This is a genomic window from Loktanella salsilacus (assembly GCF_024206795.1).
Lineage (GTDB): Bacteria > Pseudomonadota > Alphaproteobacteria > Rhodobacterales > Rhodobacteraceae > Loktanella > Loktanella salsilacus.
On record NZ_CP072994.1, the window covers coordinates 3,337,480 to 3,362,730 of the forward strand.

General features: G+C 60.5%; 26 protein-coding genes. 15 read left to right on the forward strand and 11 right to left on the reverse strand.

Going from position 1 to position 25,251, the window contains the following annotated elements; all coding sequences use genetic code 11:
* Nucleotides 1-50 precede the first annotated feature (50 nt).
* Both KBW81_RS16165 and puuE read right to left on the reverse strand, forming a co-directional pair.
* A complete protein-coding gene (locus tag KBW81_RS16165) occupies nucleotides 51-479 on the reverse strand; it encodes an ureidoglycolate lyase (protein WP_254249081.1) in 429 nt (142 codons plus the stop codon).
* A 50-nt stretch (nucleotides 480-529) separates the two neighbouring features.
* On the reverse strand, nucleotides 530-1,933 hold the full coding sequence (gene puuE / locus KBW81_RS16170) for an allantoinase PuuE (protein ID WP_254247883.1): 1,404 nt from the start codon (nucleotides 1,931-1,933) through the stop codon (nucleotides 530-532).
* A 67-nt stretch (nucleotides 1,934-2,000) separates the two neighbouring features.
* On the opposite strand from puuE, the gene KBW81_RS16175 reads away from it, so the two are divergent.
* Nucleotides 2,001-3,221 carry a urate hydroxylase PuuD gene (locus KBW81_RS16175; protein ID WP_254247884.1) on the forward strand — a complete coding sequence of 407 codons (1,221 nt, stop codon included), beginning with the start codon at nucleotides 2,001-2,003 and terminating at the stop codon, nucleotides 3,219-3,221.
* A 15-nt stretch (nucleotides 3,222-3,236) separates the two neighbouring features.
* Here the strand turns inward: KBW81_RS16175 and KBW81_RS16180 are convergent, their stop codons facing one another.
* A complete protein-coding gene (locus KBW81_RS16180; protein WP_090188430.1) occupies nucleotides 3,237-3,839 on the reverse strand; it encodes a LolA family protein in 603 nt (200 codons plus the stop codon).
* A gap of 193 nt (nucleotides 3,840-4,032) precedes the next feature.
* Here KBW81_RS16180 and dps point away from each other — a divergent pair, with 193 nt between their 5' ends.
* Complete coding sequence (gene dps / locus KBW81_RS16185; RefSeq protein WP_254247885.1) at nucleotides 4,033-4,512, forward strand: DNA starvation/stationary phase protection protein Dps; 480 nt, start codon at nucleotides 4,033-4,035, stop codon at nucleotides 4,510-4,512.
* Between the two features lie 53 nt (nucleotides 4,513-4,565).
* Here dps and KBW81_RS16190 read toward each other — a convergent pair whose 3' ends face one another.
* Complete coding sequence (locus KBW81_RS16190; protein WP_090188425.1) at nucleotides 4,566-5,150, reverse strand: transglycosylase SLT domain-containing protein; 585 nt, start codon at nucleotides 5,148-5,150, stop codon at nucleotides 4,566-4,568.
* 208 nt (nucleotides 5,151-5,358) lie between these two features.
* On the opposite strand from KBW81_RS16190, the gene hspQ reads away from it, so the two are divergent.
* Entirely contained in the window at nucleotides 5,359-5,685 is a 327-nt protein-coding gene (gene hspQ / locus KBW81_RS16195; protein ID WP_090188422.1) for a heat shock protein HspQ, read from the forward strand.
* A 47-nt stretch (nucleotides 5,686-5,732) separates the two neighbouring features.
* Here hspQ and KBW81_RS16200 read toward each other — a convergent pair whose 3' ends face one another.
* Complete coding sequence (locus KBW81_RS16200) at nucleotides 5,733-7,310, reverse strand: gamma-glutamyltransferase family protein (protein ID WP_090188419.1); 1,578 nt, start codon at nucleotides 7,308-7,310, stop codon at nucleotides 5,733-5,735.
* 234 nt (nucleotides 7,311-7,544) lie between these two features.
* On the opposite strand from KBW81_RS16200, the gene KBW81_RS16205 reads away from it, so the two are divergent.
* From KBW81_RS16205 to KBW81_RS16215, 3 genes are all read left to right on the forward strand, one after another.
* The gene (locus KBW81_RS16205) at nucleotides 7,545-8,006 is read left to right on the forward strand and encodes a GAF domain-containing protein (RefSeq protein ID WP_090188416.1); all 462 of its coding nucleotides are present in this window, start codon (nucleotides 7,545-7,547) and stop codon (nucleotides 8,004-8,006) included.
* Entirely contained in the window at nucleotides 8,003-8,623 is a 621-nt protein-coding gene (locus KBW81_RS16210) for a LysE family translocator (RefSeq protein ID WP_254247886.1), read from the forward strand. Before KBW81_RS16205 ends, KBW81_RS16210 begins: the two co-directional genes overlap by 4 nt.
* A gap of 68 nt (nucleotides 8,624-8,691) precedes the next feature.
* Nucleotides 8,692-9,582, forward strand: coding sequence for a homocysteine S-methyltransferase family protein (locus tag KBW81_RS16215; RefSeq protein WP_254247887.1), 891 nt, complete (start codon nucleotides 8,692-8,694; stop codon nucleotides 9,580-9,582).
* A 58-nt stretch (nucleotides 9,583-9,640) separates the two neighbouring features.
* Here the strand turns inward: KBW81_RS16215 and KBW81_RS16220 are convergent, their stop codons facing one another.
* From KBW81_RS16220 to KBW81_RS16240, 5 genes are all read right to left on the reverse strand, one after another.
* Nucleotides 9,641-11,020 (reverse strand): S41 family peptidase, encoded by a 1,380-nt coding sequence (locus tag KBW81_RS16220; protein ID WP_254247888.1) that lies wholly within the window; start codon nucleotides 11,018-11,020, stop codon nucleotides 9,641-9,643.
* Between the two features lie 12 nt (nucleotides 11,021-11,032).
* On the reverse strand, nucleotides 11,033-12,133 hold the full coding sequence (locus KBW81_RS16225) for a murein hydrolase activator EnvC family protein (protein ID WP_090188405.1): 1,101 nt from the start codon (nucleotides 12,131-12,133) through the stop codon (nucleotides 11,033-11,035).
* On the reverse strand, nucleotides 12,130-13,659 hold the full coding sequence (gene gpmI, locus KBW81_RS16230) for a 2,3-bisphosphoglycerate-independent phosphoglycerate mutase (protein WP_254247889.1): 1,530 nt from the start codon (nucleotides 13,657-13,659) through the stop codon (nucleotides 12,130-12,132). The genes KBW81_RS16225 and gpmI overlap by 4 nt, the downstream gene beginning before the upstream one ends.
* 131 nt (nucleotides 13,660-13,790) lie before the next feature.
* Entirely contained in the window at nucleotides 13,791-14,579 is a 789-nt protein-coding gene (locus KBW81_RS16235) for an exodeoxyribonuclease III (RefSeq protein ID WP_254247890.1), read from the reverse strand.
* Nucleotides 14,580-14,588: 9 nt separating this feature from the next.
* On the reverse strand, nucleotides 14,589-15,584 hold the full coding sequence (locus KBW81_RS16240) for an asparaginase (protein WP_254247891.1): 996 nt from the start codon (nucleotides 15,582-15,584) through the stop codon (nucleotides 14,589-14,591).
* 181 nt (nucleotides 15,585-15,765) lie between these two features.
* On the opposite strand from KBW81_RS16240, the gene KBW81_RS16245 reads away from it, so the two are divergent.
* The 3 genes from KBW81_RS16245 (at nucleotide 15,766) to KBW81_RS16255 (ending at nucleotide 18,729) form a co-directional block, all read left to right on the forward strand.
* Complete coding sequence (locus KBW81_RS16245; RefSeq protein WP_090188394.1) at nucleotides 15,766-16,299, forward strand: invasion associated locus B family protein; 534 nt, start codon at nucleotides 15,766-15,768, stop codon at nucleotides 16,297-16,299.
* 99 nt (nucleotides 16,300-16,398) lie between these two features.
* Nucleotides 16,399-17,580, forward strand: a complete 1,182-nt coding sequence (rlmN, locus tag KBW81_RS16250; protein ID WP_090188392.1) for a dual-specificity RNA methyltransferase RlmN — start codon at nucleotides 16,399-16,401, stop codon at nucleotides 17,578-17,580.
* 222 nt (nucleotides 17,581-17,802) lie between these two features.
* Nucleotides 17,803-18,729 carry a sulfotransferase family protein gene (locus tag KBW81_RS16255; RefSeq protein WP_254247892.1) on the forward strand — a complete coding sequence of 309 codons (927 nt, stop codon included), beginning with the start codon at nucleotides 17,803-17,805 and terminating at the stop codon, nucleotides 18,727-18,729.
* A 98-nt stretch (nucleotides 18,730-18,827) separates the two neighbouring features.
* On the opposite strand, the gene KBW81_RS16260 is transcribed toward KBW81_RS16255, so the two are convergent.
* A complete protein-coding gene (locus KBW81_RS16260) occupies nucleotides 18,828-19,673 on the reverse strand; it encodes an LOG family protein (protein WP_254247893.1) in 846 nt (281 codons plus the stop codon).
* Between the two features lie 81 nt (nucleotides 19,674-19,754).
* Between KBW81_RS16260 and dapD the strand changes: the two genes are divergently transcribed.
* From dapD to rnr, 6 genes are all read left to right on the forward strand, one after another.
* Nucleotides 19,755-20,582, forward strand: a complete 828-nt coding sequence (gene dapD, locus KBW81_RS16265; RefSeq protein WP_090188385.1) for a 2,3,4,5-tetrahydropyridine-2,6-dicarboxylate N-succinyltransferase — start codon at nucleotides 19,755-19,757, stop codon at nucleotides 20,580-20,582.
* Nucleotides 20,582-20,872: a hypothetical protein gene (locus tag KBW81_RS16270; RefSeq protein ID WP_254247894.1), complete on the forward strand. Its 291-nt coding sequence runs from the start codon at nucleotides 20,582-20,584 to the stop codon at nucleotides 20,870-20,872. Before dapD ends, KBW81_RS16270 begins: the two co-directional genes overlap by 1 nt.
* A 90-nt stretch (nucleotides 20,873-20,962) precedes the next feature.
* Nucleotides 20,963-21,205, forward strand: coding sequence for a GlsB/YeaQ/YmgE family stress response membrane protein (locus tag KBW81_RS16275; RefSeq protein WP_254247895.1), 243 nt, complete (start codon nucleotides 20,963-20,965; stop codon nucleotides 21,203-21,205).
* Between the two features lie 115 nt (nucleotides 21,206-21,320).
* Nucleotides 21,321-21,665 carry a hypothetical protein gene (locus KBW81_RS16280; protein WP_090188817.1) on the forward strand — a complete coding sequence of 115 codons (345 nt, stop codon included), beginning with the start codon at nucleotides 21,321-21,323 and terminating at the stop codon, nucleotides 21,663-21,665.
* Between the two features lie 65 nt (nucleotides 21,666-21,730).
* A complete protein-coding gene (dapE, locus tag KBW81_RS16285; protein WP_254247896.1) occupies nucleotides 21,731-22,879 on the forward strand; it encodes a succinyl-diaminopimelate desuccinylase in 1,149 nt (382 codons plus the stop codon).
* Nucleotides 22,880-22,998: 119 nt separating this feature from the next.
* Complete coding sequence (rnr, locus tag KBW81_RS16290) at nucleotides 22,999-25,248, forward strand: ribonuclease R (RefSeq protein WP_254247897.1); 2,250 nt, start codon at nucleotides 22,999-23,001, stop codon at nucleotides 25,246-25,248.
* Nucleotides 25,249-25,251: the final 3 nt, after the last annotated feature.

The following is a 25,251-nucleotide window of genomic DNA, read 5'->3' on the forward strand; positions in this document are numbered from 1 at the left end:
GGGCGGAGGGGGCTGTCTGCCCCCGCGCTACGCGCCCCCCGAAGATATTTTTAACCAGAAGAAAGCTGGACCGTGAAGTGGGCCACGGTGTGTTCCTGCAGGTTTGCGCCGCTGCCGATGCGGTCCACCACAGCAAATAGGCCGGGGGCGTGCAGGGGAATCAGGACGCCGTGCCAAGTGCCGCGGTGCAGATTGATCGCCTGACCGGGCTTCGTGATGAAAGCCTGCGGCGTGCCGGGGCTGCCGTCCTCATCCGGAGCGACGATGACCAAGAACGGATGCTGCGTCATCGGGATAAAGGCCTGCGATCCGTCTGGATGTCGTTCCAGCAGGTCGCAGGTGTAGGGCAGGGTGCGGGGCTGTGCATTGAAAATGCTGATGCCTGCGCGGCCATCGCTGAAATCCATCTGCGCCCGGTCATGATACCGCCCGCACAGGCCTGCATTGATCAGCTTGTCCGGCGCGCCGCTGGCGTCCATCACGTCGCCAAAAGGCGCAAAGCCTGATGCGGTCAAAGGCTGCGCGATAATCACATCACGGCCTGCAGGCGCAGTGCGGCAATCCGTTCGACTTGGGCGCAGGCGGTGGCGAACTCTTCCTCGACCGAGTTTTGCAACCGCGTCTCGAATGCGCGCAAAATGCTGTCCTTGGTGTGGTCGCGCACGGCGATGATGAAGGGAAAGCCGAACTTTGCGACATAGGCGGCGTTCGCTTTTTGAAATGTATCCCGCTCTTCGTCCGTCAGCGCATCCAGTCCGGCAGAGGCTTGCTCTGCCGTGCTATCGGCCGTCAGCCGTTCAGCCGCGGCCAGTTTGCCTGCAAGGTCGGGGTGGGCGCGTAGGACCTTTAGGCGATCCGCTGTCGCCGATGACCGAAAGGCACGGGCCAATGCGTTGCCGACACCGATTGCGCTGTCATGCGCTGCGCCCAGTTCCATGCCATGCGCCCGCTCTGCCACCCAAGCGGAGTGTTCGTAGATGCCGCCGAACTTGGCCACGAAATCCGCCTTGGCCATCTGGCTGGGGCGATCCCACCGGACGTGGGGATGATGGGTGCGCCAGTGGTCTGCGATCTGTTCGCGCGTGGCAAACCAGACGCCGTCATGGGTGCGGGCGTAGTCGATGAACTGGCGCAGCGCTTCTATCCGGCCGGGGCGGCCGACCAAACGGCAATGCAGGCCGATCGACATCATCTTGGCCTGACCTTCAACGCCTTCGCGGTACAGCGCATCAAAGCTGGCGCGCAGGTAGTCGTAGAACTGATCGCCAGCGTTAAAACCCTGCGGCGTGGCAAAGCGCATGTCGTTGCAATCCAGCGTATAGGGCACAACTAGCTGATCGCGCGCGCCAATTTCCATCCAATAGGGCAGGTCGTCCCCATAGCTGTCGGCAAGGTAATCGAACCCTTCCTCTGCCGCGAGCCGCACGGAGTTTATAGACGCACGCCCCTGATAGAACCCGCGCGGGCGTTCCCCCGTCACTTCAGTATGCAGGCGGATGGCGCGCTGGATATGGGCGCGCTCGGTTTCTTCGTGTGCGTCTTTGTATTCGATCCATTTCAACCCGTGGGACGCGATTTCCCACTGGGCGTCCTGCATCGCAGCCACCTGATCGGGGCTGCGCGCCATGGCGGTCGCCACGCCAAACACGGTGATCGGCAGATCCTTGAGCAGCCGGTGCAGCCGCCAAAACCCGGCCCGCGCGCCGTATTCATAGATGGTTTCCATGTTCCAGTGCCGCTGACCGGGCCAAGCCGCCGCGCCCACGATCTCTGACAGAAATGCCTCTGACGCTGCATCGCCGTGCAAAATGTTGTTTTCGCCGCCTTCTTCGTAATTCAAAACGATCTGAATTGCGATTTTTGCGCCGTTTGGCCACTTCGGGTCTGGCGTTTGGGCACCATAGCCGATCATGTCGCGGGGATAGCGGGTCATGTTGGGTCTTTCCCTTTGGTTTACCTGTTTATACCGTCAAATCCGAGGCATGCGAGAGGGCAAACAGATGTATGATATGGCAATTTTATGGGAATGGCTCGCCTTTGCCGTGCGCTGGACTCATGTCATCACTGCAATCGCGTGGATCGGGTCCAGTTTCTACTTTATCGCGCTCGATCTGGGGTTGAACCGCAACATTCCCGGCCCGGCAGATGGTGAGGAATGGCAAGTCCACGGCGGCGGATTTTACTATATCCAGAAGTATCTTGTCGCGCCCGACGCCATGCCTGCGCATCTAACTTGGTTCAAATGGGAAAGCTACGCAACCTGGCTGTCTGGTTTCGCCATGCTGATGGTGGTCTATTGGGCTGGCGCGAACCTGTATCTGATCGATCCGGCCAAGGCTGATCTGGCGATCTGGCAGGGCATCTTGATCTCTGCTGCCTCGCTCGCTGTCGGCTGGGTGATCTATGATTTCCTGTGCAAATCCCCGCTGGGCGAACGTCCCACTACGCTGATGCTACTGCTGTTCGTGATGCTGGTCGTGATGAGCTACGGCTACAACCAAGTCTTTACCGGCCGCGCTGCTCTGCTGCATTTGGGCGCGTTCACCGCCACGATCATGACCGCGAACGTGTTTCTGATCATTATGCCAAACCAGCGCATCGTGGTCGCTGACCTACAGGCCGGGCGCAAGCCTGACCCCAAGTATGGCAAGATCGCAAAGCTGCGCAGCACGCATAACAACTATCTGACGCTGCCCGTGATTTTCCTGATGCTGTCGAACCACTATCCGTTGGCGTTCGGCACGCAATACGCGTGGATTATCGCCACACTGGTGTTTCTGCTGGGCGTCACGATCCGGCACTACTTTAACTCCATGCACGCACGCAAAGGGCAGCCGACGTGGACGTGGGCTGCGACGGTTATCATCTTTATCATCATGGCGTGGCTGTCGTCTTTCCCGGGTCACGACACCTATGAAAATGCCGAGAGCCGCGCCCTGACCGCCACCGAGCAGCGCTTTGCCGCAGCAGATGGGTTCGAGGATGCTGCCCAAATCGTGCAGGGACGCTGTTCCATGTGCCACGCCCGCGAACCTGTCTGGGACGGTATCCGCTGGGCGCCAAAGGGCGTGTTTCTGGAAACAGACAGCGATATCGCCAAACATGCCGGGCAGATTTATGTGCAGGCGGCGATCAGCCATGCGATGCCGCCTGCAAATGTAACAGACCTTAGCGACGCGGACCGTCAGACCTTAGCCCGCTGGTTCCGCGCCGCGTCTTAATTATTGGCCCCGACCTTATTGGCCCCGACGCCGCATCTCGGCTTCGATGTTGAACTGCGCATCACCGATGCTGCCGCCCTTGACCAGATCGTTCAAGATCACGGTCGTCTGCTCTCCGACGTCATCGGTCACGATCCACTGACGCAGCTCTACCGGGTTTGCCGTGAACACCAACTGAATGTTGCCATATTCCGGGTGCGCCGGGTCCTGCGCCGTGATGGTCGTCTTGGTTCCGTCTGACGTATGGCCCGTCACCATCCGTGCCTGACCCAGGTTCACGTTCCGCTCTAGAATGATGTTCAGCGGCGTTTGGTTCAGCGGATAGCGATCCGCAGGCGTGTTGGACTTGGGGTCAAAGACCGCCACCTGTCCGCCGCCCGCCATCACCAGCGAATTGTCGGGAGCGTTGTATTCAAACCGAATGCGGCCCGGACGCTTGATGTAGATCTGCCCGGTGGACAGCGTGCCATCGCCGTTGATCTGCGTGAAGCCGCCTTGGGCTGTCTGCATCTGGTTCAAGTAGGCGGATACTTCGTTCAGGGACAATTCCTGCGCCTGTGCGGCACCGCCTGCGACAGCCAAAGCGGCAGCAGAAAGAAGGAGTGTACGTCTGTTCATGGCTTTCACCTATAGTTGCTTGACCACCGACATAGGGCCGCCGGGGTCCCTCTTCCATGCCGATATCGCGTTTGACATGCGATAACGCCCCCCGGTCAGCGACTAACCGCCCCCTTGGGAACTTAAATGCGGGCTTTGCATTGTACAGGTGAAGCGGCGCAAGACTCCGCCGCCAGAATATAAGGAATTTATCATGCCAGACGTATTCGTCGCCGGCCTTGACGGCCAGACCCGCAAAAAAGCAATCGCCATCCTGAACGAAAACTTGGCTGAGGTGATCGCCCTGACGCTCGCCGTCAAGCAGGCGCATTGGAACCTGAAGGGCGCAGGCTTTATCGGCGTGCACGAACTGCTGGACGATGTTGCTGATCGCCTGCGTGACAGTGCTGACCTGATGGCAGAGCGCGCTGTGATTCTTGGCGGCTTTGCCCGCGGTACGCTCGAAGTTGCTGCCGAAACGGCCAAGATGGACGCCTATCCCGTCGAAGAAGAAGACATCAACGCCCACATCAAAGCGCTGAAAGATCGTTTCCTGACTGTTGGCGAATCCGTCCGCAAAGGTATTGCCGACGCAGGCGACGCCGGTGACGAAGACACCGCCGATATCATGACCGAGGTCAGCCGCGCGATCGACAAGGACGCTTGGTTCATTGGCGCCAACGCACCGAAGTAAGCACGTCCGGCAAAACAAAAGGCGCGCTGCCCTCGCAGCGCGCCTTTTTTATATCATCGCTTCCGGCAGGACCGTAGCTGCGCATCATATAACAGCGCGCGGGCCTCGACCTCTCCGGCGATGCGGATCAGCCAGCTTTTGCTGCGCCACGTTCCGCGCATATAGCCGGACCGCCCATCGTGATAGGCAAGATACTGATTGCGCACATCTGTCAGCGGCACACCGGTTTCGCGCACCGTCGCGGTCATATACCAGCCCATGAAATCAGACGCGGCGTTAATGTCTTCGCGCTTGGCACGGCTACCGCCGACTTGATCCTGATACTCTTCCCAAGTGCCGTCCAACGCTTGGCTATAGCCGACAGCGGACGACTGACGCCCGACGGGAATCACCCCTAGCGCGTATTGATGCGGCGGGCGATTGTTGCCGATAAATTTCGACTCTTGGTAAATGATCGCCATCATGGCGGGCATAGGTACGCCGTATTTCTGCTCTACCTTCTTGAACGCACGCCGATATTCGGGCCGCTCTGATAGGATCGCACAGGCGTTATCTAGGTCGCGCGGGGCCGAATACTCGCGACTAGCGCAAGAGCCCAGTAACGCCAGAAATACCAGTGCGCGAAGGAAACTGCTCATTTGCCTCTCGCTCTTCTTTTATATTTTTTACCACGCTATCCGAAACGCGCGGCTTTGTGAACGATTAAGGCCACAGCCTGCGTTCACGTTTTTTCCAGCCGGCGGGTCCTTGCCGTCACCTACAGACTGTTTCCGCATTAACCGCACGGCAAATGTGGACTTTTTGGGGCAGCTGCGTTTAGTAACGAGTCTGGGGGTAGTTGCATCTATGTTTAAGACGCGCGCGAAATATCATCTTGGACAAGTCGTCCGTCATCGCAAACACCCGTTCCGGGGTGTGGTATTCGACGTGGATGCTATGTTTTCCAACACCGACGCTTGGTACGAGGCGATTCCAGAGGAATCGCGCCCTGCCAAGGATCAGCCGTATTATCACCTGCTCGCGGAAAACGACCAAAGCTTCTACGTGGCCTATGTGTCCGAACAGAACCTTGTCGCCGACTATTCCGGCGAGCCTGTCGAACATCCCGACGTGCCAGAGATTTTCGGCCCCTTCGAGGACGGCCTTTATCCTCTGCAAGTCCAGATGAACTAACGAAAAAAGCGGGCCTAGGCCCGCTTTTCGCTTTTAGTATTCTAGCTTCAGTATCCGAGGGCGCAGCCGTCTTTGCGTGGATCAGATCCACCCTGCAAGACCCCGTCATCCCGCAATAGAATCGCCTGTGCCCCGCCGATCGCCGTCTCGGGGATCACGACCTCATGCCCCAGATCAGACAGCTCGGCGCGGACTGCGTCGGAATAGCCCCGCTCGACCTTCAGGTGTCCCAGCTCTGCAAAGCTGCGCGGCGCGTCGATGGCAGCCTGCGGCTCTAGCCCGAAATCGGTGACGTTGGTGACGAATCGGGCATGCCCGGTGGACTGATAAGCCCCGCCCATCACGCCAAACGGCATCATCGTCTTGCCGTTCTTTTGCAACATGCCCGGAATAATCGTGTGCATCGGCCGCTTGCCCGGTCCGCCCTCGTTGGCGTGACCTTCCTCTAGGCTGAAACCCGCGCCGCGGTTTTGGAACAGAATCCCGAACTTATCCGATGCGATCCCCGATCCGAAGCCGTGGAAGATCGAATAGATCAGCGATACCGCCATGCGATCCTTGTCGACCACGGTGATATAGATCGTGTCCTTGTGGATCGCCTCTGCCCCCGGCAAACCGCCGGGCAAAGCTTTGGCGGGATCAATCAGCGCAGCCAGCTTCTTGGCTGTGTCCATCGATAGCATGTGGTCCAGCCGCGTCATGTGATCCGGGTCCGACAGGAACCGGTTACGCGCATCATAGGCCAGCTTCGTCGCCTCGGCCTCGATATGCACGCGCTGCGCACCCCAAGGGTCCATGCTGGCAATATCGAACTGGGATAGGATGTTCAGCAGCAGGATCGCCGTCGCGCCCTGACCGTTTGGCGGATGCTCATACAGATCCAGCCCGCCATAGCCGCCCTGAATGGGATCACCCCAAGTGGACTGCGTCTGCGCAAAATCATCAAGGCTATGCACGCCGCCCATCGCATTCAGCGATGCGACCATATCTTCGGCGACTTCGCCCTCGTAGAAACCAGCGCGGCCCTCCATCGCAATCCGGCGCAGCACCTCTGCCTGCTTTGGCGCACGGAACATTTGACCGGGTTCCGGCACCTTGCCGTTCACCATGTACAGATCGCGCGCCGCACCTTGCAGCACGCCTTCGTCATTGGCCCAATCGAACGACACACGCGGGCTGACCGGAACGCCAGCCTCCGCGTAATGGATCGCGGGGGCCAGCACGGCCTTTAGCCCCAGCTTGCCCCAGCCCTTGGACAACGTGCAAAACGCATCAATCGCGCCCGGAATAGTCACGGCAGCCGGGTCATTCAGCGGCACAACTTTATGGCCCTTGCCGCGCAGATCACCGGCGGAATAGGCAGCAGGCGCACGGCCCGATCCGTTCAGTGCGTGGATCTTATCCGATCCCGGCGGCGTCATCAGGATAAAGCAATCGCCCCCGATCCCTGTCATCTGCGGCTCGCAAATGCCCAGCAGCACCGCGCCTGCGATGGCGGCGTCAACGGCGTTGCCGCCGGCCTCTAGCATCTGGATCGCGACCTTGGCCGCCAGTGGGTGCGACGTAGCGCACATGCCGTTCTCGGCATAGGTGGGTGACCGCCCCGGTATCTGAAAATCGCGCACGTCTTCTCTCCCGTTTAGCTTTGACTGAATGGTCAATGATTTTGGGAGGAAAGACAATCACACATTTGGGAATGTGTCCGGCACCGCGCTACTGGGTGGGGGCATTAAAACGCGGTGCCGATATAGCTTTGCAGCCACGACCCAACGTTGCGTTGCGGCAGAGTCTATATGGCGGCGCGTATAAGGTCTTTTTGGGGCTTTTTCGGGCGCAAATAAGGCGTTACGCCAGTGCGCATGAAACATGTTGATTACACCGACCTAACCCGCACCATTGCGTCCCTGACCGAAGGCGAAGATGACACCGTTGCCCTTATGGCGACCCTCGCCTGCGAGGTGCATCAATCCGACGATCGCTTTGACTGGACCGGGTTCTACCGCGTCACCGCGCCAGAGCTGTTGAAAATTGGCCCATACCAAGGCGGCCACGGTTGTCTTGTGATCCCCTTTAGCAGGGGTGTCTGCGGCGCCGCTGCGCGTACGGGGCAGGTGCAACTTGTGCCCGACGTTGACGCCTTCCCGGGCCATATCGCCTGCGCGAGCTCGACGCGGTCCGAAATTGTCCTGCCTGTCGTCAATAGCGCAGGCAAATTGCTTGGCGTCTTTGACATCGACAGCAACCTGCCCGACGCCTTCACTGGGGCCGACGCTGATGCACTAACTGCGATCCTCGCAAGCACATTTGCCAACGCGCAATGACCTATCAAGCCTGGACAGTCTTCGCCCTGTTCTGGCTTGTTTTCGTCACCACGCCGGGGCCAAACGCGGTGAACTGCATCACCAACGGCATGGCCCTCGGCTTCTGGCGCGCTTTGCCCGGAGTCGCGGGCATCCTCACCCAGGCGTGCCTATTTCTGACCCTGTCCGCGCTGGGCGTGACCGCACTTCTGACCGCCTCGCCCATCGCGTTTACAGTCGCGAAGCTGGTTGGTGCAGGCTTTTTGATCTGGACCGGCATCCGCGGCTGGCTGCGCGCCGCAACCCCGCCAAAACAGGACACAGGCGGGCCGGGCAGCATCTATGGCCGCGCGTTCTTGATCGCGACGATCAACCCGAAATCCGTCGCAGGCTACTTGGCCGCGTTTACGCAATTCGTGCAGCCGGACGTGCCTATCATGGCGCAGATGTCCGTCATCGTGCCCACCGCTTTGACCCTGACCGCAGCCAGCTACTGCACCTATACCGCGCTGGGCGCAGGCATTGGCCGCGCAGCAATTGGCGCAGTCTTTAACGTCTGGTTTCGCCGCCTGCTGGCCCTATGTTTCATCATCTATGGCCTGCTATTGGGCTTTGCCCACACCCCAACGCGGGTTTGATCCCGTCGGGGTTGCCGCCACACCAGATTTCAGCCAATCAAACGGCGCATAAAAAGGCAGACACGCATATGACCGATATCACTCTTCTTGACGGCGGCATGGGGCAGGAACTTGTCCGCCGCGCGGGCGATGCGCCGACGAACCTGTGGTCCACCCAAGTGATGATCGACCACCCCGGTTTGGTGCAGCAAATCCACGCCGACTACTTCGCCGCCGGTGCCACCGTGGCCACCACAAACACCTACGCGGTCCACCACGATCGCCTAAAGGGCACCGCGTTCGAGGATCAGTTCGACACCCTCCTCTCCGCCGCCGTGGCAGAGGCGCAGGCCGCCGTTGCCGCCCACGGATCAGGCCGCATCGCAGGCAGCCTAGGCCCGCTGATCGCCAGCTTTCGTCCCGACATCCACCCCGCATATGACATCGCTAAACCGCTTTACGCCGAGGTCGCGCAAAAGATCGCGCCTGCTTGCGATATCATTATCTGCGAAACCGTCGCGTCACTGGCCCACGCCCGCGCCGCGATGGACGGTGCGCTGGAAACAGGCAAGCCGGTCTGGCTGTCGATCACCGTAGATGACACCGACGGCACTCGCCTGCGCTCTGGCGAGCCGGTCGGCGGTATCCTTCCCATCGCTAGCGAGGGGGCCGCGGCCATCCTCGTGAACTGCTCCGCGCCAGAGGCGATCCACGCCTCCCTTGCCATCCTGTCACGCGGATCGTTGCCCTGCGGTGCTTACGCCAATGGGTTCGAAAAGATCTCTGCCGACTTCCTGAAAGACAAACCCACCGTCGATGCCCTGACCAGCCGCGATCTGTCGCCCGCCGATTACGCCGCCCACGCCATGCGCTGGATCGACGCCGGGGCCACAATCGTCGGCGGCTGCTGCGAGGTTGGTCCCGCCCATATCCGCGCACTGGCGCAGGCGATCACCGATGCCGGCCACACCATCGTCTAAAACGCAAAACGCCCCGCCAGATCACTGGCGGGGCGTTTTGGCATTCATTTAGCGCAGATCAGTTTCCGGCAGGGGCCGCGTCCGTCACAGTGACGTCCACGTTGACCTGTGGGCCCAGCGCATGAAGACCCTTCAGGATATCAATGGCATAGGCCAGCTGATAATCGTCATCACGCAGCTTTGCGGCCTCTTCAGCCCGCGCGCGGTCCTCTTCGATCTGTTTGATCTCGTCCTCGGTCAGACTGTCGTTCGACAGCGTGCCGCGCAGATCAGCCTCTGACCGCATGGTGGACGCTGCTTGATCCTCTTCCGTCTCGTCCGACGGCACAGGCATTGGCTGCTCCACGATGATATCGGGCGAAATGCCTAGGTTCTGGATCGACCGACCCGATGGCGTGTAATACCGCGCCGTGGTCAGACGCATCGCGCCATTGCCCTGCAGTGGCACAACGGTCTGGACCGATCCCTTACCAAACGACTTCGTACCCACGACAATCGCCCGGCGGTGATCCTGCAACGCACCCGCCACGATTTCAGAGGCAGAGGCAGAGCCGCCGTTGATCAGCACGACCATCGGCAAGCCGCCCGCCAGATCGCCCGGCGTCGCATTGTAACGGTCGCCATCAGCCGCAGCGCGGCCACGGGTCGACACGATCTCGCCGCCCTCAAGAAAGGCGTCGGACACATACACAGCTTGGTTCAGCAAACCGCCCGGATTGTTTCGCAAATCCAGCACGATCCCGTCAAGGTTTTCAATCCCGCCGGCCTCTTCGATCTGTTCTTTCAAACCCTCTTCCAGATTGGGGAAGGTCTGCGCATTGAACGTCGTCACACGCAGAACAGCGGCCTTACCTTCGGTTCGGGCGCGCACGGCGGTCAGCTTGATCGTGTCGCGAATGATCGACACATCAAACGGCTCTGTCGATCCTTCGCGCACGACTGTGATAATCACCTCGGACCCAACCGGTCCGCGCAGCAGTTCCAGTGCCTCGTCCAGCGTCAAACCCAGCACGTTTTCGCCGTCCACAGCGGTGATGAAATCGCCCGCCATCATGCCCGCGGCAGCCGCAGGCGTGTCGTCGATCGGCGACACAACCTTTACCCAGCCTTCTTCTTGCGTCACTTCCAGACCCAGCCCGCCGAATTCACCGCGCGTCTGCACCTGCATGTCTTTGGCGTCGTCTTCCGACAGATAGGAGGAATGTGGATCAAGCGACGTCAACATCCCGTTAATCGCTGCCTCGATCAGCTTCTTATCGTCCACATCTTCGACATAGCCTTGACGGATCCGCTCAAAGATATCGCCGAACAGGTCAAGCTGCTCATAGACATTTGCGTCCGCGGTCGCGGTTTGGGCGATCAGCGGCCCGGCAAACTGCGTGGTGGCCACAAGGCCCAGCACAGTGCCACCGGCGGCGGCCATCATTAGCTTCTTCATGCGCGTTCCTATCTAGTCCAGTGCAAACCAGGTGCCTGGGTTGACCGGACTTTGCCCGTCTCTGACCTCAAGATAAAGGGTCTGTGTCGCTGCTGGGGCCGTTCCGGGCGTTCCAGCAGTCAAAATCGCGTCAACATCCGGCAAATCTCCGCCCAAAAGCCCCAGCGGTGTCCCGGCAGGCAGCACTTGGCCGGCCTCGCCGTATACCTCTGCCAGCCCGCCGATGACAAACAACACGTCCTGCGCGGGTTCTAGAATAATGACATTGCCGTAATCCAATAGCGGCCCGCGAAACAGCAACGTCGCGGCAACCGGAGTCGTGACTAACGCTCGCGGCCGCGCCGCAATGACCACGCCAGGCCGCGCAATCCCCGCCGCATCCGCCGTATTATAGGCGCGCAAAACGGTGCCCTGCACCGGCAATGCCAGATCGCCCTGCGGGATCAACTCTGGCGCGGCCACATCGACGCTATCTGCCAGCGCATCGGCAAAGGCCGCAAGCGTATCCGTGCTCGCCATCAGCAGCGCGGTCTGAACGCTGTCCTCTGTGTACCGCTGCGGCAAATCCGTGCGATCCGACACCGCTGCTGATAGCGCCGCCCGCGCCTCTTGTGCGCCCTGAAGCCCATCGCCCAGCGTATCGGCAGCACTTTCCTGAAGCGCTTGGAGCAACGCAAGCTCCTGCAACTGCCCCTTCAAATCGCCAACCTTGGCCTGCAGGGCAGGGGTCACATCCGCGACCAACATGCCCGACCGCGCCGTGCCGAGCGGCCCCGACGGATGCAGCAGCAACAGCGGCGCAGGTGCATTCCCAATCGACGCCAGCACGCCAAGCAGTTGCGACACCTCGGCCTGCCGCGCGTCCATCTGCGTCTGCAGCGTATCGCGCCGGATCGCCACGCGCCGCATCCCGTCACGCAGCGCGATCAAGCCGTCCTCATAGGCGCGCACGGTCTCGGTCAGCGCGGCGACGCGGTCCCGCGATCCACCTGCCGCATCCAGCTGTACCCGCGCAGCCGCCAGCCGCGCCGCGGCCTGCGTGGCCGCATCGCTCGGGCTTTGCGCCGCTACTGGCCCTGCCAGCAGCATCAGGATCGCGGCAAGGCGTATCAATCAATCAGGCTCCGGCCAGTCATTTCTTCTGGCTGCGGCAGACCCATCAGCTGCAATAACGTCGGTGCCAAATCCGCCAGCCGCCCGTCATGAATGGTTGCCCCCGCAGGACCGCCGTACAGGATCACCGGCACAAGGTTCGTTGTATGCGCCGTGTGCGGCCCGCCCGTCACCGGATCGACCATGGTTTCGCAATTGCCATGATCGGCGCAAACCACCATTGCGCCGCCTGCCTTCTCTAGCGCGTCCAGCACACGGCCAAGGCCACGGTCCACTGCCTCGCAGGCCGCAATCGCTGCGTCCAGATCCCCGGTATGCCCCACCATATCGGGGTTGGCATAGTTCGTGACGATCAGATCATAGCCCTTTTCAATCGCGGCCACGAAATCATCCGTGACCTCTACTGACGACATCTCTGGCTGCAAATCATAGGTCGCCACTTTGGGCGACTTCGGCATCTCGCGGTCCTCGCCTTCCTCGGGCACTTCCTTGCCGCCGTTCAGGAAGAACGTGACATGCGGATACTTTTCCGTCTCGGCCAACCGGAACTGCGTCTTGCCATGCTTTGACACCCATTCGCCCAGCGTGTTGCGAATATCGCGCTTGGGGAAAACGGCGTCGAACCAGTCCACATGGCGGTCCGAATACTCTACCATCCCTAGCCGCACGGCCAGCTCGGGCATTTCTCGCGCAAAGCCGTCGAAGCCCGGATTGCCGATCGCCTCCAGTATCTCTCTCGCCCGGTCAGATCGGAAGTTGAGGCAAAACAGCCCGTCCGCAGGTTTCATCCCATCGTAATCGCCAATCACCGTGGCAGGAATGAACTCATCCGTCTTGCCGTCCGCATGCCCTTGCGCAATCGCATCCTGCGGCGTCTGCGCCACGGCCACACCCTTGCCCAAAGCCATCGCGTCAAAGGCCGTCTGCACCCGCTCCCACCGATTATCCCGGTCCATCGCATAGTACCGGCCCGTCACTGTCACGACCTGCGCACCGCTTGGCAGCTTGTCCAACAAGTCCGCCATAAACGCGGGGCCAGAGGACGGTGCCACGTCGCGCCCATCCGTAATCGCGTGAATAACAACCGGAACCCCCTGCGCCGCCAGCAACCGCGCCGTTTCCACCAAATGCGCGACATGCCCATGCACACCGCCATCCGACACCACGCCCATCAGGTGCGCCCGCCCGCCAGTGTCCTTCAGCCGTGCCGCAAATGCTTGGATGCCCTGCTGCTCGGGATAAGAGCCATCCTCGATCGCCAGATCAATCTGCCCCAGATCCATCGCCACCACACGGCCCGCGCCGATATTGGTGTGCCCAACCTCAGAGTTTCCCATCTGCCCCTTTGGCAATCCCACATCAGGCCCAAAAGTCACAAGAGTCGCATGCGGGCAGGTCGCCATGAGCCTGTCAAAGTTCGGCGTGTTGGCCAGCACAGGCGCATTTGCCTCTGCACTGTCACGCAATCCCCAACCGTCCAGAATGCAAAGGACAACGGGCTTCGGTACGGACGCGGTGATCGACATGGCAACTCTCCTTCAACTTCACAGATGACCTAACGCAAACTTTAGCCTCAGAAAACTGCCGTTCTCATTCACCTTGCCTGAAATACTCCCGCCGGAGGCATCCGCATTTTCAATGAAAATTCGGAAAAGAGCTACAGATCAAACGTCGCGAACACCGGCGCGTGGTCGCTGGGTTGCTCCCACCCGCGCACATGCCGCAATACGCGGCTGGAATGCGCTGCACTGGCGATGTCGGACGTAGCCCAGATGTGGTCCAACCGCCGCCCTTTATCAGCCGTGTCCCAGTCAGCAGCACGGTAAGACCACCAGCTATACAGGTTCCCTTGCGGAATATCCTGCCGTGTCACGTCCACCCAAGCACCCGAGTCCTGCACCTGTGCCAGATGCTCCACCTCAATTGGCGTATGGCTGACGATCTTCAGCAGCTTCTTGTGATCCCAAACGTCGTCTTCCCGCGGTGCGATATTCAGATCGCCCACCAGGATCGCCTTTTCCGGCCGCGCGGCATGGAACGCGTCGCGCATATCTGTCAGGTAATCCAGCTTCTGGCCGAACTTGTCATTGATTTCGCGGTCCGGCTTATCGCCGCCTGCGGGGACGTAAAAGTTGTGCACTGTTACGCCATTGCTCAGACGTCCTGCAATATGCCGGGCATGGCCCAGCCCCGCGTAATCCGCAGCGCCGACCTCCTCGATCGGCATTTTGGAAAAGATCGCGACCCCGTTATATCCCTTTTGCCCGCGCCCAATCATATGGGTGTAGCCAAGCGCCTGAAACGTCGCGACGGGGATCTTGTCCAGCGGGCTTTTGCATTCCTGCAGACACAGCACGTCCGGCGCCTCATCCGTCATCAGTTTGGCCACCAGCCCTTCGCGCAGACGGACAGAGTTGATGTTCCAAGTGGCAAGCGTGAATGTCATGTCAGATCCTTACAGCAGTGCAGCGACGGGCTTGATGTGGCCGCACAATGTGCCGCGCCAGTTGCGAATTTCAGGCACCATACGGGCCTTGGTCGCTGGATGATCTGCATCTAGCACGCCCAGTTTCACCAGAATGGCCGCAATCGCCGCCTCTGACGCGCGGGTGCTGCCATCGGTGATCTTGAGCGCAACGCCCATCCGCTTTTCGGGGATGATCGCGACGAACACCGCCTCGGCCCCCGTCTTGATCGCCACGCGCCCATCCATCGCCCGCATCAGGTCGGTGCAAGCGCGCGTCTCTCCGGCGACCAGCTCTGGAAACGCCGTCATCGCATCGCGCAGCCGCACCGCCGCTTTGGACCGCGCATCGCTGCGATCATGCGCTGTCGCGAAAAAGCTCATCGCGCGGGCCAGACCATGCACCGATGTCGCAAAGTTCGGGGCAGAGCAGCCGTCGATCCCGTAGCCGGGGCTTGTCTCTCCCGTCACATCCTCAAACGCGGCCTTGCCCGCTTGCTGAACCGGATGGTCCAGCAGCTCATAATCCGCCGCCCCGCCCAGATGGCGGTTCAACGTCAAAAAGCCAGCATGCTTGCCAGAGCAGTTGTTGTGGATCTGGCAAGGCGCGGCATGGGCGCGAATGATCTCGTTGCGCGCCGGAATATCGCCGGGCCACTGCGGCCCGCAGCGAAAATCGCTATCCGACAGCCCCAGCGTATCCAGCCAGACCTGCACGCGGTCGGTGTGAATATGCGCGCCCTGATGCGACGCACATGACAGCGCCAACTGCGCGACTCCCAGCCCGTGCGCATCTGCCGCACCGCTTTCGATCAGCGGCAGCGCTTGGATCATCTTGCAGGACGAGCGCGGGAAAATCACCGCCTCTGCGTCACCCCATGCCTCGATCACCTCGCCATCCGGGCCGCAGACAACCGCGTGCCCTTGGTGGACCGACTCTAAAATGTCGCCGCGCCAGACTTCGACCAGATCAACAGGACCGCTCATGGGGTATTTCCTTTCATCGCGCCGCCCACGGCATTGTGCGTTTATGGGGGCTTTGCAGTTTGGGCGATTTTTTGCTAGGACCATGGCTATCGCGTTGAACTCAGACCCGCCAGACGAAAAGGTTGTTAAAACCCCACCGCGGGACGGACAGAGGCAAGGGCAGCTTGGAGGCCTATTTAAAATGATTACGACGACATTTCGCACCCTGACACTCGTAGCAGCAACGCTGCTTGCAACGCAGGCGGGCGCACAGGCAACGACAGACAACCTCGTTGCAGCCAACACGGACTGGAGCACATTCGAGGCGGAAAATCCGCGCGAGTGCATCAGCACTTCCGCACCAAAGCAAAGCCTGCTGACCGACAGCGCGGGCAATGCGACTGATGGCCGCCGCGGCGACATCTATCTGATGGTGTTCTACCGTCCTTCGGAAAACGTGAAGGGCCAGATCATGTTCACCGGCGGCTACCCATTTGCCCCCGGCTCTACCGTCAATTTGAACGTCAGCGGCACCACCTTCGAGCTGTTCACCGAAGGTGAATACGCGTGGCCCGCCACACCAGAAGACGACGCAAAAGTCGTCGCCGCGATGAAGCGCGGCTCTGACGCCGTGCTCAAGGCGCGCTCTGGCCGGGGTAACATCACGACCGACACCTTCTCGCTCTCCGGCTTTACCGCCGCTGTGGAAGAAGCCGCTAACCGCTGCGCCGGTTAAGATTTTTCACAGAAAAATCGAAGGGCCCCGGTTTTCACTTGGAAACCGGGGCCTTTTGCCTATATCAGCCTCGCTTTATTGCCCGAAAGGTCCACTGCCATGACCGCCACTGCGCCCATCACGCAAGACGTCCACACGATCCCGCGCAAGCTGCCCGACGGGCCGCAGAACCTGATCGGGATGACCCGCGATCAGATGCGCGACGCGTTGATCGCCGCAGGCACGGCGGAAAAGCAGGCCAAAATGCGTGTGAACCAGCTGTGGCAGTGGCTTTATCACTGGGGAGTGCGTGATTTCGCACTGATGACGAACCTTGCCAAAGACTACCGCGCCATGCTGGCCGATACCTTTGTCATCGAACTGCCAGAGGTCGTCACCCGCCAAGTCAGCACTGACGGCACGCGCAAATACCTTGTCCGCATTGCTGGCGGCCACGAGGTTGAAGTCGTCTATATCCCCGAATCCGATCGCGGCACGCTGTGCATCTCGTCCCAAGTCGGCTGCACGTTGACCTGTTCCTTCTGCCACACCGGCACGCAAAAACTGGTCCGCAACCTGACCCCCGCCGAAATCGTCGGCCAGATCCTAGTTGCTCGCGATGACCTTGGCGAATGGCCAGAGCCGGGGCAGGGTACCGGTGATAATGGCCCGCGCATGTTGTCGAACATCGTCCTGATGGGCATGGGCGAGCCGCTGTATAATTTCGAGAACGTCCGCGACGCGATGAAGATCGCGATGGACGGCGAAGGCATCGCTCTGTCCCGCCGCCGTATCACGCTGTCCACATCCGGCGTCGTCCCCGAAATTGCCCGCACCGCGCAGGAAATCGGCTGCCAACTGGCCGTCAGCTTTCACGCGACAACGGACGAGGTGCGCGACACGCTGGTCCCGATCAACAAGAAATGGAACATCGAAGCCCTGCTTGACGCCCTGCGCGTCTATCCCAAGGTCTCGAACTCCGAACGGATCACCTTTGAATACGTGATGCTTGACGGCGTAAACGACAGCGACGAAGACGCCCACCGTCTGGTGAAACTGATCGAGGGCATCCCCGCCAAGATCAACCTGATCCCCTTCAACGAATGGCCCGGCGCGCCCTACAAACGCTCCTCTGGTAACCGCATCCACGCCTTCGCCGACATCATCTACAAGGCTGGCTACGCATCGCCCGTCCGCAAGCCGCGCGGTGAGGACATCATGGCCGCTTGTGGTCAGTTGAAGTCCGAGACAGAGCGCGCCCGCAAAAGCCGCAAACAGATCGAGGCCGACGCAGGGCTCTAACTGACCGTTGCGCGGGGGGCCACGACTGGGATCACTGCGCAACGAAACACGGACGACTTCATATGACTGCCTCGGCCGCGACCAAACCGCAATAGATGCGAATAGTATCCTGGCGAATACGTGTTGGCGGCCTATCCCGATGGCGCCGCGCGTATCCGAATGGGATTAAATCAATCCGTCTGCGAATGTGCGCTTCGGATAGGTTCCGGGTATTTTGTTGTCATGAATGCGCTAGACCCCGCCTCCTTTCCAGATTTCTTTATCGTCGGTGCGGCCAAGGCTGGCACGACGGCTGTCTGGCACTGGCTGCGACAGCACGAAAACGTCTTTCTTCCTGATGTGAAAGAGCCGGGATACTTCGCCTTTAACAACGTCTCGGCAAGACCGGAAAAGGGGCCATACGATCCCGCCTATGTCGCGCGCATAACGACCGACTCGAAAAGCTACAGCAGTCTTTATCGCGCCGCAGGTTCGCGCCTAAAAGGGGACGCCTCGCCCTTCTACCTTAGCCATCCTCCTGCGGCATATGCGATCGCCCGCGTGCGCCCTGATGCCCGGATCATCGTTATCCTGCGCAATCCGGTCGAACGGGCGTTTTCGCAATACCTGCATCATGTGCGCGACGGATTGGAGCCATCCCGCAGCTTTGAAGCCGCCCTTGACGCAGAGCCGCACAGATTGGCAAACCGTTGGAGCGCGGCCTACGGTTATATGGCCAATGGTCACTATCCTGTGCAAATCGCACGGTTTCTGGCCGTTTTTCCAAAAGATCAGGTGCTGTTTCTAGAATACGGTGCGCTGCAATGCGATCCAGAAGAGAGTTGGGGCAGGATATGCGACCATCTCAATCTTCACCGCAGGCCAATCGTTTTAAGTGACCGGGTCAATGCGACATCGACCTTGTCGCAGGTGCCTGGCAGACCGGGCATCAGTCGTCACCTGACCCATCCCGGGCCGATCCAGTCCACCTTGAAGAAAATCATTTCACCTCAGATCAGAACCCGGATGCGCCAATATCTGGAAGGCCCCGGAAAAGCGGTCCCGCGCCTTTCAGACGCGACGCGCGCAGCCCTGACGCAAAAATACATGCAAGACAGGCCCCAGCTAGAAGCGCTGGTTGGGTCGTCGCTAGACCATTGGTATGCCTGATTCGTCAGGCTGGCACGAAAGGGGCTTTGGCCCGTTTCGTTCAACCCTTGAAGTGTATCTTGCGGGAAAGCCCAAATAGACTGCCCCGCAAGCCTTAGTCACCGCCCCGGAATATCGCGGCGCTTTTTGCCCTTGTCGTCCCAGTCATCCAGCGCGGCAATTGCCTCCTCGGCGGTTTCGACAAAGCGGAACAGCTTCAGATCGTCCTGCGCAATCGTCCCGGCATCGGCCAGCGCCTGCCAGTTGATGATGCCTTCCCAGAACGCCCGCCCGAACAGCAGAAACGGCACGCGGGCCATGCGGCCGGTCTGGATTAGGGTTAGCGCCTCGAACATCTCGTCCAGCGTCCCGAACCCGCCGGGGAACACGCACACCGCAGAGGCGCGCATCAGGAAGTGCATTTTGCGGACCGCGAAGTAGTGGAAGTTAAAGCACAGCTCCGGCGTCACGTATTCATTCGGCGCTTGCTCGTGCGGCAGCACGATGTTCAGGCCAATCGACTTGCCGCCCGCTTCTTGCGCGCCGCGGTTGCCAGCCTCCATCACGCCGGGGCCACCGCCTGTGGCGATGATATTCTCGCAAGGATCATTCGCCAGCGACCGTTCGGTGATGAGCCGGGCAAACTTACGGGCCTCGTCGTAATACTTCGTCAACTCCGCCAGCGTTTCCGTCCGCGCTGTCGCCTTGTTCACCGGATCAGGAATCCGCGCCCCGCCAAACAGCACGATGGTGGATTTCACGCCGGCTTCGTTCATCAACAGTTCTGGCTTCATCAGCTCTAGCTGCAGGCGCACAGGCCGCATATCTTCGCGCGCCAAAAAAGCGTCGTCGGCAAAGGCCAGCGCATAGGACGGCGCGCGGGTCTGAGGCGTGTCGGGCACCTCCCTCGCGGCGATCATGTCCTCGGTCGAACGGCGGAATTTGTTTTCGTGGTCTTCGGTCATGAAACGTCCTTAAGATTGCGCGGCAGAGCCTCCGCGTCTATAGCCCGTGCCAACTGTCAGAACCAGCAAAGAGGTCCGCCCATGTCCAACGCCGCCCTGGAAACCGCCATCGAATCCGCATGGGACGCCCGTGATACCATCACTACCGCGACCACAGGCGAGGTCCGCGACGCGATCAATGACACCTTGAACGCCCTCGACTCCGGCAAACTGCGCGTCGCAGAAAAGCAGGACGATGGGTCGTGGCATGTGAACCAGTGGGCGAAAAAGGCGGTCCTGCTGTCCTTCCGCCTGAACGACATGGAGCCGATCAGCGGCGGCAACGGCGGCACAACATGGTGGGACAAGGTCCCGTCCAAGTTCGACGGTTGGGGCGAAAACCAGTGGCGCGCCGCAGGCTTCCGTGCTGTTCCTGGCAGCATCGTGCGCCGCTCTGCCTATATCGCCCCCGGTGTGGTCCTGATGCCGTCCTTCGTGAACCTTGGTGCCTACGTTGGCGAAGGCACGATGGTTGATGGCTGGGCCACCGTCGGCAGCTGCGCCCAGATCGGTAAGAACGTCCACCTGTCCGGCGGCGTTGGCATCGGCGGCGTGCTGGAGCCTATGCAGGCTGGTCCCACGATCATCGAAGACAACTGCTTTATCGGTGCCCGCTCAGAAGTCGTCGAAGGCTGCATCATCCGCGAAGGTTCCGTCTTAGGCATGGGCGTCTACATCGGCCAGTCCACCAAGATCGTTGACCGCGAAACAGGCGAAGTCACTTACGGCGAAGTCCCGCCCTATTCCGTCGTCGTCGCAGGCACCATGCCATCCAAGAACGGCATCAACCTGTATTGCGCCGTGATCGTAAAGCGCGTCGACGAGCGGACCCGCTCTAAGACCGGCATCAACGAGCTGCTGCGCGACTAATGATCCTAAGTCGCACCCTGGCCCGCCGCACTATCGCGGCCGGGGTGCGGCCTAGCTGGCTTGGCGCTTGGGTGCCGGTCATCTGCGACACTGTCATCCTTCTTGTCTTACTGATTGGTGCCCTCTGGCTTGGCTACAGCCCGCTGATGGCGCTGCCGATCTGGGCCCGCATCATCACCCTCTTCGTACTGTTTTTTGCCCCGCTACAACTGGTGCTGATCACGTCCTCGATGTGGGCGACCCGGTCCCGGTGGCAGGACACCACGCCGCCCCAATCCGATCTTCACTGAACATTCACGCTATCGGGAACCATTTCCAAAGCTGAGACGTTCTGTCGCAGAATGCCCCACAGGGGGCAAAAACGCATAAGGAAGATCAATATGGGCTGGCTCGCAGCAATTATCGTCGGTGGCATCGCAGGATGGCTTGCCGAACAATTCATGAAATCCAACATGGGCGTTTTGATGAATATTATTCTGGGCATCGTCGGTGCCTTCGTCTTCAACCTGATTTTCGGCAACCTACTTGGCCTGTATCCTGCAACAAATTGGATCAGCTACCTGATTGCGGGCTTCGTCGGCGCATGTCTGCTGATCTTTGCTGCACGGCTGATTAAGCGATAAGCACCGCCTAACATTTCTGTATACGGCAAACGGCGCGCAGCACCCCTGCGCGCCGTTTTGCATTTGCACCCAAACCCGCTTGACAGGTGCCGCCATTGGCGCGATGCCACGCGGCATGAATAAACGTACTCAACAGGTTTACACGCTGCTCGTCGAAGTCGGCCGCAGCATTGACGACGGTCTGCCCAAGGACGCGACCGGGGCGGCGCTCATGTGCTACGCCTCTGGCGTGGACGAGGCTGAAGCCGTGCGCGAAACCGTCGCGATCCTGAAACAGGCCGACCTGTCGCCGCTGGACGTGTCTGGATACGGCACGCTGGACGAACGCCTTGCCGAAGGCCACGACATCGACGACGCAGAGCGAGAGCTGATGCAGCGCGCCTTGGACGAAAACAGCGTCATTGTCGCGCAAATGACGCCCTTCTTCGGCGACGAAGACGACGACGCAGCAGTCCACTAACCACCAACATTTGCATCCGGCTCGCCGCAGCGCTACCCCTATCGCAACTGCGACAGGAGCTTGCCATGACAACGCCGATTGACCCCGTAGACCTGACAGCGCGCCTCGTGCGCTGCAATTCCGTCACCCCGGCAGAGGGCGGCGCGCTGGTCCTGCTGGAACAACTTTTGACGGAAAACGGCTTTGACTGCACCCGCGTTGACCGCGGCGGTATTGCAAACCTGTTTGCCCGCTGGGGACGGAAAGGCGCGAACCGCAGCTTTGGCTTCAATGGTCACACCGACGTCGTGCCCATCGGCAACCCGGGTGACTGGACCGTCGACCCCTTCGGTGCGGAAATTAAGGACGGCTTCCTGTGGGGACGTGGGTCCACCGATATGAAATCCGGCGTCGCGGCCTTCGTCGCTGCCGCCTGCGATTTCGTCGCAGAAACCCCGCCCGATGGTGCCGTGATCCTCGCGATCACTGGCGATGAAGAGGCGGACGCTCTCGACGGCACGACTGCTCTGCTGGACTGGATGGCCGCCAACAGCGAACAGATGACCGATTGCCTTGTGGGCGAGCCCACCAGCCCCAACCACATGGGCGAGGCGATGAAGATCGGCCGCCGCGGCTCTATGACCGCTTGGTTCACCTTTCATGGGCAACAAGGCCATTCCGCCTATCCCCACCGCGCTAAAAACCCTCTGCCCGCTATGGCCCGCCTGATGGACCGCCTTGCCAGTCACACGCTGGACGATGGCACCGACCACTTTGACCCCAGCTCGCTCGCCATTGTCACAATGGATACAGGCAACCCTGCGACTAACGTGATCCCTGCCACCTGCCGCGCTGCCGTCAATATCCGCTTTAACGACGACCACACTGGCGCGACCCTGACCGATTGGATGCAATCCGAACTGGACGCCGTTGCCGCAGACACTGGCATCCGGATCGAGATGAAGATCAAAATCAGCGGCGAAAGCTTCCTGACCCCGCCCGGCACCCTGTCGGACCTGATCGGAAAAGCTGTCAAAGCGGAAACTGGCAAAACGCCCGAACTCTCCACCTCCGGCGGCACCTCGGATGCGCGCTTCGTCAAGGATCATTGCCCCGTCGTCGAATTTGGCCTTGTTGGCAAAACCATGCATATGGTCGATGAAAAGGTCCCCGTAGCCGATATTATCGCCCTCAAATCGATCTACGCTCGCATCCTGCGCGGCTACTTCGCCTAGATCCGCATCATCTGGCCAAAAATACTCCGGGGTCCGGGGCTGGCCCCGGTCCAAGGGCAGCTCCGGACACATGACATAAAACATGGGCGCCCACCTATTGCCGTGCTAGATGCCCCGGCATGACACAGATCCCCTCCAAGACCGACATCCTCGCGTTCATCGCGGACAATCCCACCCAAGCGGCCAAGCGCGACATCGCGCGGGCCTTTGGCATCAAGGGGGCCGACCGCGTCCTGCTCAAGCAAGTCCTGCGCGAGATGGAGGCAGAGGGCCTGCTGGCCAAGCGCCGCTCGTCGTACCGTGATGCGCAAAAACTGCCGCCCGTGTCCGTGTTGCAGGTCGAAGCGCCGGACGCTGACGGCGATATCTATGCCCGCCCCGTTGACTGGAACGACGCCGCGCCGCCGCCGCGTATCGTGATGACGCTGAAATCCTCTGATCCCGCGCTGGGCGCAGGTGATCGCATTTTGGCACGCCTGACCGCCACACCCGGAGAACAACACGCCTACGAGGCGCGGATGATCCGGCGGATTGGTACGAACCCAGAGCGTATTCTTGGCGTCTATCGCGCAGGCTCTGACGGCGGACGCGTGATGCCGATCGACAAAGGCTCAAGCAACGAATTCATCATCCCTGCCGGCGCGACTGGCGGGGCCAAGGATGGCGAACTGGTCGAGGCAGAGCAGACCGGACCCAAGGGCCGCATGGGCCTGCCCAAGGCAAAGATTGTCAGCCGCCTTGGCGATCCCACCGGGCCACGCGCGGTGAGCCTGATTGCCATTCACCAGCACGGCATCCCCGACCATTTCCCTGATGCCGTCGTGGCAGAGGCGGACGCCGCTAAACCGGCCAGCATCAAGGGGCGCACCGATTTGCGCCAGATTGACCTGCTGACCATCGACCCCGTCGACGCCCGCGACCGCGATGATGCCTGTTATGTCGACGCGCATGACGATGGCAGTTTCACCATCTGGGTCGCGATTGCTGATGTGGCGCATTACGTCACCCCGGGGTCAGAGCTTGACCGCGAAGCGCGGAACCGTGGCAATTCCACTTATTTCCCAGACCGCGTTGTGCCGATGCTGCCAGATACGCTGTCGGGCGATTTGTGTTCGTTGCACGAAAACGTCGACCGCGCCTGTCTTGCTGTGGCAATGAAGGTCGACGCGCATGGCAATAAGATCAGCCATGAATTCCACCGCGGTATCATGAACTCTATCGCATCGCTGAATTACGAGCAGGCGCAGGCGGCGATGGATGGCAATCCTGACGACAAAACCGCGCCACTGGTCGAGACGATCATTAAACCGCTTTATGCGGCCTATGCCGCATTGGCCAAGGCGCGTGTGGCGCGGCAACCGCTTGACCTTGATCTGCCGGAACGCCGGATCGAACTGGACGAGGACGGCAAGGTCACGGCTGTGAACTTCAAGGAACGCCTTGATGCGCACCGGCTGATCGAGGAATTCATGGTCCTTGCCAATGTCTGTGCGGCGGAAACACTGATCGCCAAGAAAACGCCGCTGCTGTTCAGGGTTCATGAAGAGCCGAGCCCGACCAAGCTGGATGCCCTACGCGAGGTGGCCGAAGCATCGGGTCTGGTGCTGGCCAAGGGGCAGGTTCTGAAGACCGCGCATTTGAACCGTTTGCTGGCGCAAGCGCAGGGGACGGATGCGGATGAACTGATCAATATCGCGACCCTACGCAGTATGACGCAGGCCTATTACAACGCTGAAAACTTTGGCCATTTCGGTTTGGCGCTGCTGAACTACGCGCACTTCACCTCTCCGATCCGGCGGTATTCCGATTTGATCGTGCACCGCGCGTTAATTGCGGCGCATGGCTGGGGCAAGGATGGCTTGTCGCCTTGGGATATCGAGCATCTGGACGAAACGGCGAAACAGATTTCCGATACAGAACGCCGGTCGATGATGGCCGAGCGGGACACGACGGACCGTTATCTGGCGGCGTTTTTGTCAGAGCATGTTGGTGCTGAATTTGGCGGCCGGATCAGCGGAATCGCGAAGTTCGGTGTCTTCGTCAAGCTCGACGGAACGGGTGCCGATGGTATGATCCCGATCCGTAATTTGGGGCGTGAGTATTTTCATTACGACGCCGACACCCAAACCCTAACCGGCAGCGAGACAGGCCATACGATTGGCCTGGGCCAACGCGCCCGCGTGCGGCTGGTAGAGGCTGCGCCGATCACAGGTGGTCTGATTGTAGAGCTGCTAGAGCTGGACGGTCGCACGCAGCCTAAAGGCTCGCCTACCGGGCGTGGCAAGCCGCCGCGGTTTAAGCAGGGGTCTGCAAAGAAGAAAAACGCTAAGACGGCGCGTAAGGTCAGCCGGGTGCGCAAGGCGCGCTAAGCC

Excerpts from the sequence above, each read along its gene's own strand:
- KBW81_RS16165 (WP_254249081.1), bottom strand. The coding sequence starts at position 479 with ATGGACGCCAGCGGCGCGCCGGACAAGCTGATCAATGCAGGCCTGTGC.
- puuE (WP_254247883.1), bottom strand. The coding sequence starts at position 1,933 with ATGACCCGCTATCCCCGCGACATGATCGGCTATGGTGCCCAAACGCCA.
- KBW81_RS16175 (WP_254247884.1), top strand. The coding sequence starts at position 2,001 with ATGTATGATATGGCAATTTTATGGGAATGGCTCGCCTTTGCCGTGCGC.
- KBW81_RS16180 (WP_090188430.1), bottom strand. The coding sequence starts at position 3,839 with ATGAACAGACGTACACTCCTTCTTTCTGCTGCCGCTTTGGCTGTCGCA.
- dps (WP_254247885.1), top strand. The coding sequence starts at position 4,033 with ATGCCAGACGTATTCGTCGCCGGCCTTGACGGCCAGACCCGCAAAAAA.
- KBW81_RS16190 (WP_090188425.1), bottom strand. The coding sequence starts at position 5,150 with ATGAGCAGTTTCCTTCGCGCACTGGTATTTCTGGCGTTACTGGGCTCT.
- hspQ (WP_090188422.1), top strand. The coding sequence starts at position 5,359 with ATGTTTAAGACGCGCGCGAAATATCATCTTGGACAAGTCGTCCGTCAT.
- KBW81_RS16205 (WP_090188416.1), top strand. The coding sequence starts at position 7,545 with ATGAAACATGTTGATTACACCGACCTAACCCGCACCATTGCGTCCCTG.
- KBW81_RS16210 (WP_254247886.1), top strand. The coding sequence starts at position 8,003 with ATGACCTATCAAGCCTGGACAGTCTTCGCCCTGTTCTGGCTTGTTTTC.
- KBW81_RS16215 (WP_254247887.1), top strand. The coding sequence starts at position 8,692 with ATGACCGATATCACTCTTCTTGACGGCGGCATGGGGCAGGAACTTGTC.
- KBW81_RS16220 (WP_254247888.1), bottom strand. The coding sequence starts at position 11,020 with ATGAAGAAGCTAATGATGGCCGCCGCCGGTGGCACTGTGCTGGGCCTT.
- gpmI (WP_254247889.1), bottom strand. The coding sequence starts at position 13,659 with ATGTCGATCACCGCGTCCGTACCGAAGCCCGTTGTCCTTTGCATTCTG.
- KBW81_RS16235 (WP_254247890.1), bottom strand. The coding sequence starts at position 14,579 with ATGACATTCACGCTTGCCACTTGGAACATCAACTCTGTCCGTCTGCGC.
- KBW81_RS16240 (WP_254247891.1), bottom strand. The coding sequence starts at position 15,584 with ATGAGCGGTCCTGTTGATCTGGTCGAAGTCTGGCGCGGCGACATTTTA.
- KBW81_RS16245 (WP_090188394.1), top strand. The coding sequence starts at position 15,766 with ATGATTACGACGACATTTCGCACCCTGACACTCGTAGCAGCAACGCTG.
- rlmN (WP_090188392.1), top strand. The coding sequence starts at position 16,399 with ATGACCGCCACTGCGCCCATCACGCAAGACGTCCACACGATCCCGCGC.
- KBW81_RS16255 (WP_254247892.1), top strand. The coding sequence starts at position 17,803 with ATGAATGCGCTAGACCCCGCCTCCTTTCCAGATTTCTTTATCGTCGGT.
- KBW81_RS16260 (WP_254247893.1), bottom strand. The coding sequence starts at position 19,673 with ATGACCGAAGACCACGAAAACAAATTCCGCCGTTCGACCGAGGACATG.
- dapD (WP_090188385.1), top strand. The coding sequence starts at position 19,755 with ATGTCCAACGCCGCCCTGGAAACCGCCATCGAATCCGCATGGGACGCC.
- KBW81_RS16270 (WP_254247894.1), top strand. The coding sequence starts at position 20,582 with ATGATCCTAAGTCGCACCCTGGCCCGCCGCACTATCGCGGCCGGGGTG.
- KBW81_RS16275 (WP_254247895.1), top strand. The coding sequence starts at position 20,963 with ATGGGCTGGCTCGCAGCAATTATCGTCGGTGGCATCGCAGGATGGCTT.
- KBW81_RS16280 (WP_090188817.1), top strand. The coding sequence starts at position 21,321 with ATGAATAAACGTACTCAACAGGTTTACACGCTGCTCGTCGAAGTCGGC.
- dapE (WP_254247896.1), top strand. The coding sequence starts at position 21,731 with ATGACAACGCCGATTGACCCCGTAGACCTGACAGCGCGCCTCGTGCGC.
- rnr (WP_254247897.1), top strand. The coding sequence starts at position 22,999 with ATGACACAGATCCCCTCCAAGACCGACATCCTCGCGTTCATCGCGGAC.